At 56.2% G+C, this 13660-nt stretch carries 14 protein-coding genes and 2 pseudogenes; 13 read left to right on the top strand and 3 right to left on the bottom strand.

All coding sequences use genetic code 11. The annotated features are described in order from the left end of the window. Positions 1–99 precede the first annotated feature (99 nt). The 8 genes and pseudogenes from HDG37_RS17165 (at position 100) to HDG37_RS17130 (ending at position 7629) form a co-directional block, all read left to right on the top strand. Positions 100–819 carry an MBL fold metallo-hydrolase gene (locus HDG37_RS17165; RefSeq protein ID WP_184049653.1) on the top strand — a complete coding sequence of 240 codons (720 nt, stop codon included), beginning with the start codon at positions 100–102 and terminating at the stop codon, positions 817–819. 376 nt (positions 820–1195) lie between these two features. Beyond that, the gene (locus HDG37_RS17160; RefSeq protein ID WP_184049651.1) at positions 1196–1348 is read left to right on the top strand and encodes a hypothetical protein; all 153 of its coding nucleotides are present in this window, start codon (positions 1196–1198) and stop codon (positions 1346–1348) included. A 265-nt stretch (positions 1349–1613) separates the two neighbouring features. Then, positions 1614–2255, top strand: coding sequence for a hypothetical protein (locus HDG37_RS17155; RefSeq protein ID WP_260334895.1), 642 nt, complete (start codon positions 1614–1616; stop codon positions 2253–2255). A 147-nt stretch (positions 2256–2402) separates the two neighbouring features. Next, positions 2403–2651 (top strand): hypothetical protein, encoded by a 249-nt coding sequence (locus HDG37_RS17150; protein ID WP_184049647.1) that lies wholly within the window; start codon positions 2403–2405, stop codon positions 2649–2651. A 236-nt stretch (positions 2652–2887) separates the two neighbouring features. Then, positions 2888–3090, top strand: a pseudogene (locus HDG37_RS17145) (transposase domain-containing protein); the annotation flags it as partial. A gap of 482 nt (positions 3091–3572) precedes the next feature. Then, positions 3573–4721 carry a porin gene (locus tag HDG37_RS17140; protein WP_184049770.1) on the top strand — a complete coding sequence of 383 codons (1149 nt, stop codon included), beginning with the start codon at positions 3573–3575 and terminating at the stop codon, positions 4719–4721. Between the two features lie 927 nt (positions 4722–5648). Beyond that, on the top strand, positions 5649–6431 hold the full coding sequence (locus tag HDG37_RS17135; protein WP_184049645.1) for a LysR family substrate-binding domain-containing protein: 783 nt from the start codon (positions 5649–5651) through the stop codon (positions 6429–6431). A gap of 265 nt (positions 6432–6696) precedes the next feature. Further along, positions 6697–7629 (top strand): LysR family transcriptional regulator, encoded by a 933-nt coding sequence (locus HDG37_RS17130; protein ID WP_184049643.1) that lies wholly within the window; start codon positions 6697–6699, stop codon positions 7627–7629. An 89-nt stretch (positions 7630–7718) separates the two neighbouring features. Here HDG37_RS17130 and HDG37_RS17125 read toward each other — a convergent pair whose 3' ends face one another. After that, a complete protein-coding gene (locus tag HDG37_RS17125; RefSeq protein WP_260334894.1) occupies positions 7719–7982 on the bottom strand; it encodes a transposase in 264 nt (87 codons plus the stop codon). Positions 7983–8553: 571 nt separating this feature from the next. Next, a complete protein-coding gene (locus HDG37_RS17120) occupies positions 8554–9801 on the bottom strand; it encodes an IS91 family transposase (RefSeq protein ID WP_184049641.1) in 1248 nt (415 codons plus the stop codon). A 25-nt stretch (positions 9802–9826) separates the two neighbouring features. Here HDG37_RS17120 and HDG37_RS17115 point away from each other — a divergent pair. The 5 genes and pseudogenes from HDG37_RS17115 to tnpB all read left to right on the top strand — a co-directional run. Continuing rightward, positions 9827–10046: pseudogene (locus HDG37_RS17115) on the top strand (IS110 family transposase); the annotation flags it as partial. A 35-nt stretch (positions 10047–10081) separates the two neighbouring features. Further along, complete coding sequence (locus tag HDG37_RS39325) at positions 10082–10393, top strand: reverse transcriptase domain-containing protein (RefSeq protein WP_260334907.1); 312 nt, start codon at positions 10082–10084, stop codon at positions 10391–10393. Beyond that, on the top strand, positions 10393–10650 hold the full coding sequence (locus tag HDG37_RS17110; RefSeq protein WP_184049797.1) for a hypothetical protein: 258 nt from the start codon (positions 10393–10395) through the stop codon (positions 10648–10650). Before HDG37_RS39325 ends, HDG37_RS17110 begins: the two co-directional genes overlap by 1 nt. A 29-nt stretch (positions 10651–10679) precedes the next feature. After that, complete coding sequence (locus HDG37_RS17105; RefSeq protein WP_184049639.1) at positions 10680–11195, top strand: transposase; 516 nt, start codon at positions 10680–10682, stop codon at positions 11193–11195. Continuing rightward, entirely contained in the window at positions 11171–11380 is a 210-nt protein-coding gene (gene tnpB, locus HDG37_RS17100; RefSeq protein ID WP_184049637.1) for an IS66 family insertion sequence element accessory protein TnpB, read from the top strand. The genes HDG37_RS17105 and tnpB overlap by 25 nt, the downstream gene beginning before the upstream one ends. Positions 11381–11411: 31 nt before the next feature. Here the strand turns inward: tnpB and HDG37_RS17095 are convergent, their stop codons facing one another. Continuing rightward, complete coding sequence (locus tag HDG37_RS17095; protein ID WP_184049635.1) at positions 11412–13505, bottom strand: recombinase family protein; 2094 nt, start codon at positions 13503–13505, stop codon at positions 11412–11414. Positions 13506–13660: the final 155 nt, after the last annotated feature.

Here is a 13660-nt window from a genome sequence, read left to right as displayed (position 1 = left end):
CCCCTGAGGTTGACATTTCGTGCTCACGATTTTATATTCTACGGAGATATAAGCTTATATCTAAAAGTAATAAACGCAACTTTTTGAGGTAATAAAGCCATGCTGTTCCGTCAGATGTTCGACTCGGCTTCGAGTACTTACACTTACCTGCTTGCTTCGCGAGCGGGCGGCGAAGCACTCGTCATCGATCCCGTCAAAGAACAGCTGGGCCAGTATCTGACGGTGATCAGGGAGCTCGGTCTGCGACTTGTTCATGCCATCGACACGCATATCCACGCGGACCACATCACCGCGCTGGGAGATCTGCGCGACGCGACGGCATGCGCCACGATCATGGGGGAACGATCAAAGGCTGACTGCATATCTCGACGCGTCCACGACAATGAACTGGTCATTGTCGATGGCATCGCCCTTCGCGCGGTGTACACGCCCGGTCATACGAATGAGTCGTTCAGTTTTGTGTTAAATCCCACCGAGCCGACTGCGGTATTTACTGGCGATGTGCTCCTGATCCGGGGAAGCGGTCGCACGGATTTTCAGGGCGGCGATCCTCGCCAATCTTACGATTCCATCGTCAACAAGCTTTTCAGTCTGCCTGATGCCACCACGCTCTATCCGGCACATGACTACAAGGGCTGGACAGCTTCGAGCATCGGCGAAGAAAAGAATTTCAATCCTCGTCTCGCGGGTAAAACGGAAGCCGAGTACATAGAAATCATGAATGGGCTGCATCTGCCGAACCCAAAGATGATGGATGCTGCAATCCCGGCCAACCTCGCATGCGGCCAGCCTTCCACGCCTCTCAGACGGCAGGGATAGAACTCATGGTGTTCGCTTCGGGCGCAACGATGCAGCGCGTTGCTGCGGTGCTATGCGACGGTTTCGTCAGTTTTTCGCTCGGACTGGTGGGGGCAGCAGCTCAGTCCGAACGCGGCTGAGCCGCTCTATCTGCGGCCAATGTCGATGCTGGGTAGGCCAGGCAACCTTCCCCACGTCCAGCAATTTACAGATCTGCTTAACTCGCGCGTAAAAATTCCCCTCGTCCACGGTGCCGGACAAAACGGTGTGCGGGAAGATGTCGCAGGGCCGGCCGGAAGCATCACGCGCCTGAAGGTATTTCACTACAACATTTTGGGTATGCGAAAAACAGTGCGAGGCGAAAAAGAACGTGGACCGACCACCCAGAGATCAACGTATGGCTGATCTGAAACATCTGGCAGGTCGGCAATCCATCGCTTGCGACGTCATGCCTATCGAACCGGAATACGCCATTTATCGAGATGCAGGCGCCGCCATTGCGCGCGCAGCGAAGACCACCCGCCGCCAGGGCAGTTGTCGATTTTCCTAAGTCGAAGGAAAGTGCTGCAATCTTCAGGAAATGGGCTGGAAAGAGCACCTGGACAAATCCCGTGCCCTCCCGGCGCATGCGTCGGATACTCAAACAATCATGGAGACAAAAAAAGCATGACTAACAGCGAAAACCGCCGCACGGCACTCAGACGTTTGGCTTTGCTGCGGGTGCCGCTTTGCTCACAACAACGGCCCAAGCGCCCGCAGCAGCGGCCGCAGACACACCCCTGTTGCCCGGAGGAGCTACCAATCTCCGGCAACTTATGCAGCGGCTGAAAGACGCACTGCGTCTTCGCTCATTCAAGACCGTGCCGATGATCCTTCAGAGCCCGGACCAGTGGGACCACGAGGCGCTTTCCGAAGTGATTGCCTATCGCGGAGGACTACGTCAGGTATGGAACAACACGGAATTGGGCGGCCCATGGTTAAACCTGATGCGCAACTCCCTGAATGCGCAGATCTGGTCGTTCAAACATCCGGACTTCCTGATAGTCTCCGCGACGCATGGGTCGGCGCATCTCGCGCTGTTCGATCAGACAATGTGGGACAAGTACGGGCTGGCAAAACTTGCCGGTGAAAAATTTTCTTCCAACACACTGATCAGCGAAAAGCCGGCCGGTGCATCCGGCGCGAGCGATTACCAAAACCCACAAGGTGCGTTCTCCTCGCACGACAACAGCATCGCGGCGCTTCAGCGACGTGGCGCCGTCTTTCTGTCCTGTCATAACGCGACATGGGAACTGGCTGACCTTCTCAACGCTAGCGGTAGCAACCCTGACAGGTTGCCTGTCGACGCGCTCGCTGCTGAACTGACGAACCATGTGATACCGGGAGCGATCGTCACGCCGGGTGCGGTCGGTACGTTACCCGAGCTTCAGCAGGCAGGATTTCATTACGCGGCGTAGGAGCAGACATGCGTGAGCCGTAATCTGCTTTCAGAAGCAGTCTGGGCATCCAAACAGTCATGCTGACATTCCGGCGACGAAGAATACAACCGTGATTTATGGGGGCACGGTGGTGCGCGGCGCCGTGCACGCTGAGGCGGCGAGGAGATGGCTAGCATTATCCGCTCTCCCTCTGCATTGGAAATCTCTGAGCAGTATGTTTCCGAGAAATACGAAACGCCGAACGGGGGGCTGAATCTATTGGTCGACCGCCACTGGTGCCGGCTTCTGACCGGGAAAGTGCTTCCGCCAGCGCATGCCGGTTGGATCGATGCTGACGCGTTCCCGCTTCATCACACGACCGGTTTAGCACCCGTCTTTTCGCCGACGACCCTGGCCGACGACGTACTGCTCTGAACTTTAAGCGGAGCAACCGTCCGCACACCGTTTTTGGTCAATGCCTATCAGCAGCCCTGGCACCTTGCGTATAACGACGTTTTACCAACGGTTCACATTCGTTATCCCTGCAGGCCCGCCACGCTTCTTGGCCCCGTCGCTGCTCGGAGCTTCCATACACCGTCTCACAAGCACACAAATTTCGGACCACGGTTTCAGAAGAGCTTCATCGGGAACCGCTACCAGCCCCACTCCACAGAGCCAACTGGTTGTTAGCCGGCTAGCTGCGAGCCGGCCAACGCGCTGCCGCCATCATGAGCCCGTTGTGATCTGCACAACTCAATGGGCACGAACCGTACGCCTATCGAAGGATGTCCTCACGCGGCTGCTGACGCACAAGGCCAGCGACATCGCGGCATTGCTGCCGCATGGCGGCCAGCCAACCGCGACCAGCGGCTAGCCAACCCGTCAAAGCGGGTTCGCTAGCCCCTCACGTTTCAGTTAGCGCGACTGACTGGTTATTACTTTGCGTCCAACAGCAGCAGCATCACAGAGCCGCATGCCCCCGTGTGGTTGCGGGAATGGCAAGCGAAGACGCCATTCTGCAAGCCGCGTATCGTTTATGTACGGGTGGCCACGACAACAGCCCGAGCGGACTAGTGGCGCACAAACAACAACACCGTGCCCTTGACATTCGCATAAGAATGCCCTGACAACGCGTCTCAGTTAGTAGAAGCGTTTCCCGCCAGCGGCACGATTATGTCGTAAAAGCACATAAAACCTGTAACAAATCTGAAAGCCCTCCTTTCATGAAGTCATCTTTAGACTCTACTAACCCTGAACCTCGAAGCTTCAAAAGACTTGGATCTTCGATTGACGTATTCGGACACCGGGGGACCGCTTATGGAAGTGTACAAATCGCATTCTTCACGGGATTGGGAAATGAAAAAAACGTTTACGGCTGTCGCCGCCTCCTCTGTCTTCGTCGCAGCGGGGGCGCATGCGCAAAGCAGCGTCACCTTGTATGGCCTCATCGATGCAGGTCTGACCTACACCAATAATCAAGCCGGTCACGCCGCATGGCAGGAAACCAGCGGGTCGATCAGCGGTAGCCGGTGGGGCCTGCGAGGATCAGAAGATCTGGGTGGCGGACTAAAAGCAGTATTTAAGTTGGAAAACGGCTTCGGCATCAACAACGGCACACTTAAGCAGAGCGGCCGGGAATTCGGCCGTCAAGCTTTTGTCGGTATTGGAAGTGATAAATTTGGCACCGTGAAGCTTGGACGTCAGTACGACAGCGTAGTCGACTACGTCGGGCCGTTCTCATTAACCGGTACCGAATACGGTGGAACTCAGTTCGCACACCCATTTGACAATGACAATCTTAGCAATTCTTTCCGCGTGAATAACTCTGTTAAGTATGACAGCGTGAATTTCGGTGGCGTCAAGGTCGGTGCGTTGTACGGGTTCTCGAATCAAGCCGGCAGTTTTGCAAACAACCGCGTGTACAGTATCGGCGCGTCTTACCATTGGGGTGGTCTCAATGTGGGCGCGGGGTATCTGCAAATGAACAATGACCCCAACAATCTGCTGCAGGCCGCATCGAATGGCGGTGCGGTAACTGGAGATGCAACCTTCGCAGCGGGCCGCCAGCAGACGTGGGGAGCCGGCTTTAACTATGCGTTTGGCCCGGCAACGGCAGGATTCGTCTATGCTCAAACAAACCTATCCCAACTTTCAGGTATTAACGCCAGCAATGCCGGGACTGCGACGACGCTCGGTCTGAATCGAAACAGCGCGCACTTTCAGAATTTTGAAGTCAACGGTCGCTACTTGATCACGCCGGCACTGAGTGTAGCCGCCTCCTATGTGTACACTATGGCCAGCGTAGAAGGTCGCGCGCCTAAATGGAACCAAGTCAATCTGCAAGCTGCCTATGCCCTATCCAAGCGCACCAGCATTTACGTTCAGAGCGAGTACCAGCACATTAGCCAGGACGGTCTGCCGATCGGCGCGGACATATATGGGCTGAGTGCTTCGAGCAATCAGAATCAGGTGGCCGTAACGGCCGGCATGCGCCACAGCTTCTAAGCCTACCTGCAGTCCAAGTACACAAAGGACTGTCAGATGCCTTTTGTGTACTTCCCTTTAATTGATAAGCGCAAGTTCTGCGACCAGAGCATTTGTACACAAGCTTACCGATGTCAGAAGCAACAAATAACCATGATCGTGCAGTTTTCGACGATCGTGTGTCGAACAAGCAACTCCACATTCGCGCGACCTCGACTACAAAGGTGACGTCCCAGTCCGTCTTAAGGATACGCCAGCCGCTTTCAGGAGATCACCATCCTTGCAAGCTTCTTCCGTGGCTCTAACCGTGGTTTGAATTTGATAGGCGGCACCATTTTTCGACATTATCTTTAATCGCGCCAACAACATGATGGCTATCGAGAAGTTCTTACCCTGAGGTTGTGCATCACTTTGAACCGAAAAGCTCGTCATCGAAAATTTCTTTATCGGTTATAGCTCGAAAATACAGCATGAAGCAGCTGCAGCTGTGAGCAGTTCCCTCGAAGTGCCCGCCATTCCACGGCCACCATATGGCTGCGGCATAAGCTGCAGTGAATGGTCCCCCCGCGATAATACCGCCCCCCGGGCTGTACTACCTTCTCATTAAGACTGTAACTGCACTGCATTTTGCCGCGCGGGTGTACCTCACGTTTGGCTGTTAGAGTAACGAATAGCGGACCGCTGATCTTGGAAACTGAGCGAATGTCCAAAAATCATTGATGCCCCGTTTGTCTGTCACTCTAGCGAAACTGGTGCTACGATTGATTCTTTAAAGGATAAATATTGATACGTTTTTCACATTAAAAAAGGCGTAAACTCGAGACATGGAGTTCGAATGCTTCGCTGCTTCGCGCATGTAGTCGAGACTCTCAGTTTTCACAGCGCCTTGGAGCGACTGAGCACTTCCCAACCGGTGGTTTTCCAATAACTCTTCAGCTGGAAGCGCAATTGGGTGTCAGGCTGTTCGCCAGCGTTACGCGACGGTTTACCTTGACCGCCGCTGGCATGTTGCTTTTGATTGGAGCTCCCGGACTTGGATTTCTTCTGGACGAGGTCAGGCGGCTTATGCGATATGCGGGCAACAACGACACAGGGATGCTCCGGCTTGGCGTTACACCGGCACTGGCCACGGTAGCAGCGCCGATGATGTGGACGTTCTGCGCCAATCATCCCTGCGTTGGGCTGGAATTAATCGAAGAGGCCAGCGCAATTCAGCTGGACAAACTCGTTAGCGCGGAAGTGGATGCTGCATTTATTATCGACCCGTTGAAAAAGGTTGGTATTTTGTGTCAGCCAATTTGCAGCGAAGAGATGCAACTCGCCGTCCCGATCGATCACGAGCACGTTTTCAAAAGAGATGGGGAAATTCGCTTGAAGACGTTTGCCAATGATGCGTTTGCAATCCCATCACGCCGAGTCAACTGTGCCATACACGATGAGGTCATCAGGGGCCGCTCTATCGCAGGTTTCCTCCCGAAGTTTATCGAATATGAGCCCGAGCAAAGCTACGTTGGGCGTGTCAGTGCGGGCCTCGGCATTCTGTCCGTCAATCGAAAGTCCAGTTCCGCCCCTCCAACGAACATCACAATCGCTGCAATCGAATCCGTCCAGGTACTCGAAGTGGACGTTGCATGGCGGAGCGACGACCCGCCGCCGATTATTACCGATTTTGTGACATTCGCTTCCACGAGGAACTATAACGAAGCTCAGCATCTTACCCAGGTTTCTTGACCGAATTCATTGTCAATTTAATCGCGACCTGCAGGTATAGGTTGTCACTTAATGTGTTCTCATCGGATGCACAAGAGAGTGTTGATCACGCAGATAAAATCGCGGACGAAATCCATTGCCGATATTACGCATGGATTTCGCCCGCTGAATGCAATAGGCTGCTTTTACCCTCGGCGCGCATGAAAGCAATCAATTCTAGTTTTATCCAGCTTCGCTGATTGATCGAATTTATAGATCATCGCTGGTAACAGCTGCGGAAAAATTAATGGATACCGTCAACCAAATGCGCATATTTGTGCGAATCGCCGAAGCCGGGACTTTCACAGCGGCCGCGCGTACGCTAAATACGAGTCCTGGCGCCATATCTCGCGCGATTGCCGAACTTGAATCTCGCCTTCGAACACGGCTCCTTCACCGCACAACTCGAAAGGTGGCACTCACGTCGGCCGGCCAGTTATATTTGCAACGCTGTGCTCAAATTCTCTCGGACATTGAGAAAGCAGAGGAAGAAGCAAGCCAAGCCCAACAGCGACCCGCAGGTCAACTTCGCGTGCATAGCTTCACAGGGTGTGGAATGTATTATGTTTTACCCGCTATCAAGGAATATCGCCTAAAATACCCAGACGTCGCGGTCGACTTAACGTTATCGCAGGATGTTCCGCAACTCTACGATGGCCACATTGATGTAGCGGTTATAACCACTTCGTCTCCCTTGCCAGACTCGGATCTCATATCGCATTTACTTGGCAGTACAGTCAGCATTCTTTGCGCGTCCCCAGCATACATTAATAAGATAGGCGCTCCCAGTACTCCGGACGACCTAGTCGATCACGACTGCCTGATCCTCCGCGCGAACGCGTTTCCCGCGAATGACTGGCTTCTGGAAAGCCTGGATCGCAGTGCAGTAATGAAAGTAAGTGGATCCGTCACGCTTAACACCGCTGAGTCAACAGCTCTCGCCGTTAAAGCAAGCATGGGCATTGGTGTTCTTCCTGTCTATGCTGCTCTGGACGGTCTCGCAGATGGTAGCCTAGTTCGGATTCTGCCGGAGTACACGCTGCAAAAGATGAATCTTTATGCGCTACACCCATCACGGCAATACACTGACGCAAAGATCCGAACCTGGGTGACGTTCCTGCGGGAGTATGTGGCGACGTCGACTGCGCGGGATCTTCTTCTGCTTAGTAGCTACGCATAATTCTATCTCTCCGCGATCCAACCGGCAGTCGCAGGTTAGTTTCGCCCCTGTGGCTGAGTGGCGGCTGCGGAACCTGGGCCCGCCACTGGTTAAGCGAGTAGTTGATCCGCCTTGGCAGTGTCGGGCTTCGACGACAACGTTTCGAGCTTGGCTTTGAGCCACGCTTCATAGATTCGAAGCAGTGGCTCGACTCTCTCCGACCGTATTCGTAGCCGTTTGGCAACAGGCTTGCCGCGAATGGCGGCGTCAATGTTGTATCGCGCGCCAATGTATTCAAGTGCCTTTTGGGTCGTGTCGGACGGCGTGCGCACTTGCGCACTGAATATCGTAGAACTTTCTCCTTGCGTGAGCATGACTTACCGTTTCCCGTACCGAGTCGGCCCTGAACAATTCGTGTCTCGTGTCTCCAGCATCACACCATCACGTCGGCGGCGATCCGGCGGTTGATCAGAGTGACGAGAACGAAGACGCAAAGAAGCCGTAGTTTCCTCAGGATCATCCGAATTAGTTCGACTACAGCCTTAGGCGATGGAAAGCGCTCACGCGCTACCTCGTCGATGGGCAGGTGCCCATCGACAACACCCTGCCTCATGCCGCGAGCGGCATGAGGCAGGGATTTTTTTGGTTGGCGGTCGCGGCAACCAGCGCATCGCCATGTCGTCGGACCTGATCCGCGACCGGTAATCAAAAAAATGTTTGTGCTAAACCGCTCCACAGGCGGTGGCCGCTATGGGCATTGAATGACCGCCGCGGTAATTTGTGAAGTCTTGCAGGGGCAATCACATACGGACTTCCGGCGAGAGTGGGAAACATCACGTGTAAAGGAAGCGCGAATGTGCGCGTGAACCGGCAAATCACCCGCCATTTTGGAGTACGCTGGTGCGCCAGCAGATCGAAGGCACGAGTGCAGCCGCGTTGGCCTCGTCAGGAAAGGCGAACGTGTACGAAAACAGGTGCGATGGCAACTAGCGCGCATGGGTGGGACCTGGTGGGGGCTCTTGGAAGGCTGCCGGGCATGTCTTCGATGCGGAGCATGTGTCCCTTGCCACACACGGGGCAGTCGCGCAGTGACTTGCCGGTGAGTCGCTGGTAGCGGTTACGGTAGTCTTCGCCGGGCTCGACTGCGGCAGCGGCGGGAGCCTCGACACCGAGCAGCCGCCTGCAGGTGGCGAGCTTGTCGGCACGGTGGCAGTTGGCGAGCCACCCGTAGCTGCGAATGCGCTTGAAGCCGTCAGGTAGCACATGCAGCAGGAAGCGACGGATGAACTCGTCGGCGGTGAGCGTCATGGTTCTTTGTCTGGACTCGTGCCGATAGTCCTTCCAGCGGAACTGCACGGTGTGCCCATCGAAGGCGAGCAGCCGGTTGTTGGAGATGGCGACGCGGTGGGTGTAGCGGCCCAGGTAATCGAGCACGTGTTCGGCACCGCCAAAGGGTGGCTTGGCGTCGACCACCCACTCCGCCCGTGCCGCGGGTGCAAGCCAGGCTGCGAATTCGACGGGATCGCTCAGGGACTCGAACTGACCGTGCAGGCGCAGCCCGCCGGCGTCGTAAGCGCGGCGCAGCTGTTCGAGAAACAGGCGGCGAAAGAGCCGTGACAGGACCCGCACGGACAGGAAGAAGCCGGGACGGCAGGCGATCCAGCGCTTGCCGTCCGGGGAGATGCCGCCGCCCGGCACAACGCAATGCACATGAGGGTGATGCTGCAGATTCTGTCCCCACGTATGCAGGATCGTGGGGAAGCCGATCTCGGCGCCCAGGTGCTTCGGATCGGCGGCGATCGTGCGCAACGTTTCGGCGCCGGCGCGAAACAGCAGATCGTAGAGCGTCCTCTTGTTCTGGAACGCGAGAGCGGCGATGGATTCGGGAAGCGTGAAGACGACATGGAAATACTCGGTCGAGGGGAGGAGCTCCGCATGCCGGCGTTCGAGCCATTGCGCGCGGGCGAGTGACTGGCACTTCGGACAGTGCCGGTTACGACACGAGTCGTAATTGATGCGCTGATAGCCGCATGCATCGCACTGCTCGAGGTGGGCACCAAGCGCTGCGGTACGACACAGCTCGATGGCACTCATCACGCGTCGCTGCACACGACTGAGCCCCTCGGCATGGGATAGCCGGAAACTGGGCCCACACTGGCGGAAAATGTCCGCCACTTCGAGCGCCGGTCGCATGACTGCGCTCAGAAGTACTGGGGCGCAGCAGCCGGGCAAGGCGGTGGCGGTGAAAACCGAAGGGCAGCAGGCCGTGCTGGCACTGCACCGGATGCGACAACAACTGATCAAGTTCCGCACTATGCAGATCAACTCTTTGCGGGGTCTGCTTACCGAGTACGGTGAGGTGATGGGTAAAGGCCGGCCCGCGCTCGATAAGGCAATACCGGTTGCTCGCAACTGTCGCCGAGCGGCTGCCGGCGGTATTCGGGCATGTTTCGACGAGATCTCCCATTCCTGGTTGGTCACCAACGTCCCCACGGATACGGTGATCCTGCAGAAGTGGTTGAAGGCGGGATACATCGAAGATCGGCAGCTCTTCCCCACAAATGCAGGGCCCCCACAAGGTGGCATCATTTCACCAGCGATTTCGAATTGGGCGCTCGACGGCCTACAACATCGGTTAGCAGAGCGATTCGTCCGCCGCCGGGTTGATGGCAAATGGATTCGCCCCAAAGTCGGTCTGGTGCGCTATGCCGATGACTTTGTGATCACCGGTTACTCGAGAGAGTTGCTGGAAAACGAGGTGAAACCGCTGGTGAGGCCTTTCTGATGGAACGCGGACTGACGCTCTCCCCGGAAAAGACCAGAATCACGCACATCTCGCAAGGGTTCGACTTCCTCGGGCAGAACATTCGAAAATATCAAGACGGCAAGTTACTCATCAAGCCATCAAAAAAGAATGTTCAAACGTTTCTGACAAAAGTGCGTACCGTCATCAAGGGCAACGCATCGGCCAACCAGGTCAGTTTGATCGTAAGCGATCCACTATCGACGTCTACCCAACAGCACTCTGAGCGAGGAGCATAGGTGTCCACCTATTTGTGAGGTGGACACCTATGGCTGACAGAGACTCAGAGCTGAGAGTAGTTCGGCAAAGCAGCGACGGCCGTCGCCGCTACGATGAAAATGGCAAACGGGCATTGATCGAGGCGGCGTTACGCCCCGGCGTCTCGGTGGCCCGCATGGCGCAGGAGCACGGGATCAACGCCAACCTGCTGCGCAAGTGGATCACGAAATACCTGATGGAGCGCGAGAAAGGCGTCTCGCCGACGCCGCAGGATAACGGCGACGACTTGCCGCATTCGGGTGATGCGACTGACAGCCTGGCGATCGATCCTCCGAGTTTTCAGCAACTCGTCGTTGCCGCGGCACCACCACCTGCGTTCGTACCTGTCGTTGCGCTACCGCCTGCGTCCACACCGCCGCCACCGCCGATGACGCTCACGCTACATGTGCATCTCTCGAACGGTGTCGAACTCGAACTGGGCAAAGCCATCGCGACCATTGATGAACTGACAACCCTGGTTCAGATCCTTGGGAGGATGCCGTGTTCCGGTTCGACGACAATCTGAAGGTGTATCTGCACCGCGATCCTGTCGACTTCCGGTACGGCATGAACAGCCTGTCGATTCTCGTTGAACAGTCGATGCGCCTGAATCCGATGGACTCGTCGCTTTACATCTTCGGAAACCGGCGTCGCGACAGGATCAAGATCCTTGGCTGGGACGGCAGCGGTTTCTGGCTTATGACGAACTAACTGGGTTCATACTACAACTCCTTTTCTCGGATCAGAAGGTTTTGGATGCCGCGCTCCCTCGCAGCGCTGTCGCGCGGTCAGTGAGTCGATCCCATCTGCTGCTGTGCTTCACAGGCGGCTGGGAATCCGGGACTTCATAGAGGAACGCATAATCGTTATAGGCGTGTCGTTTGACAAGGCCGTATTCGACCCACCTGGTGAGGGTTGCTTCGTGGATGCCGAGTCGAGCCGCAGCCTCCAGTTTTGTGAGCATGCCGCGGTCGCGCAGTCTTTCGCGGCGGGATCGAAGTCCGTTCCGCTGTGCGATGTATGAGACGCGCAGAGCGTCGAACCGAATGTTGCTCTTACCTGGACGGACGCAACCGCCGGGACGGATGCCCCGATCATTAAGGAGCTGCGCAATCTGAGAGCATGTATGGTCATCGAGAAGCTTGTCGATGAGCTCGAGGACCTCTGGCTGAGTTTTGACCTGTTGTGCAGATGTTTTTGGATTCTGTGCCGTGAGCGTTTCAGTCTTGCCGGCCTTGAAGCGAACGTGAATCTTTGTTGTCCCTTCGTCTGGAAGTTTGACCAGTGTGATGTCCTCGACGATGTAGGCTAGCAGCCGCTTTCGCTCTCGATTCGCCAACGATGAATCACGCCACAGTGTTTTGAAGTCCGCTGTCATTGCGATGAGCCGGTCGCGGATCGCATCGTCGAGTATAAGACGCTCCTGCTGCTGGCTACGCTCCCTTTGTTCTCTCGCGTCGGCCAATATGCGCAGCTTGTCGTTCCATTCGTGCTCCAGTGTGTCGGCAACCAGTCGGTTGCTTGGGTCGACCAGCATGAAGCGTCGTTGCGCAAGATCTGCATCGAACCGGGCGCGTTCGATAGCGCGCAGGCGTAATCGATCGGCTTCATCGTGACGCGCTTCGATTTCCCTGCGTATCTCCCATGCCAACTCAACGGCAGCCGGAGTCATCGACGCGACGATCAATGCGCCAACTGCTTCATCAATCGGCGCTCCGGCAATTGACTGACAGGTAGGTTCGCCACGAGCGCCTTGTGCTCGATCGCAGACATACCAGGCTTCCTGTCGTCCGCGTCGCGTGGCGTATCGGAGCCGGAGATACCGGCCACAACGTCCGCAAACGGCGCGGCCCTGCAGAAGAGCAACTCCCTCGCGAGGTGGCGACGACCGCGCGACTTTATACCCGCGACCATTCGTCTCCAGAACAGCAAGGTTCTGCTCATACCGCTCCCAGGTAATGTATCCAGGATGGGCGTCCGGAATGCAAGCAAGCCAGTCATTGCGATCACGCTTTCTTGGCACTTTCCGCCCGTCTGCGAGTTTGCGATAGTGCCTCCGGCCGTAGGCGTAAGCGCCTGCGTAGCGCGGATTGTTCAACATGCGAAGTGCCGTCGACGCAGTGAGGTGCTGGAAAACCAGGAACTTCGCGTTGCGCATACGGGATGGAAACAGGAGGCCCTCCTTTTTGAAGACCTTGACTGTCTGGCTGGCAGAGCCGACTCGCAAGAACGTCTCAAAGAAGTATGTGATGGTCTCTCGGACCTGGGAATCTGGGTCAAGCACTACGTTGCCAAGGTCGTCATATACGAAGCCGGTCGGTAGCACGCACCGATACTCGCCTCGATTCACCTTGTTTAGAATGCCGCCTCGTAGGCGCGCTTTGAGAACATGAAGCTCCGCTTCACTCATTGTTCCTTTGAGCCCAAGCAGGAGCCGGTCATTGAAGCTTGCTGGATCGTATATCCCGTCTTCGTCGAGAATCAGCGTATCAGCGAGCGCGCAGATTTCCAGAAGTCGATGCCAGTCAGCATTGTTTCGGGCCAGGCGCGACACCTCCAGGCCCATGACGATGCCTGCGCGGCCCATGCCCACGTCAGTGACCAATCGTTGAAACCCCTCCCGCCAGGATGCCGATGCTCCAGACTCCCCTTGGTCGCTATCGATAGTGACGATTTGCTCGTCACGCCAGCCGAGCGCCGTCGCACGTCCACGCAGGGCATATTGTCGCTTTGTGCTCTCGACGTTCTCGAGAACTTGCCGCATCGACGACTGCCGGACGTAGAGGTAAGCGCTCCGTTCGAGGTGGTGAGGCTGAACTTTAAGGGACGCGTTCATGGTGTTCTCCGCTCATTGACCGTCACAGCCATGCCTGCAAGTACGCAAATAAAGCCTTGACGCTCGATGGGCTGAGCGTTCGGCGATGACCGAGTAACATTTGGTTCGGGCGGCGCACGCCCCGGAACCATCATGCGTGCCCACGCCCACATCCC

The organism is Paraburkholderia sp. MM5384-R2 (assembly GCF_014201025.1).
Lineage (GTDB): Bacteria > Pseudomonadota > Gammaproteobacteria > Burkholderiales > Burkholderiaceae > Paraburkholderia > Paraburkholderia tuberum.
Note: the sequence above shows the minus strand (reverse complement) of the source record. Positions and strands in the feature narration are given on the sequence as shown.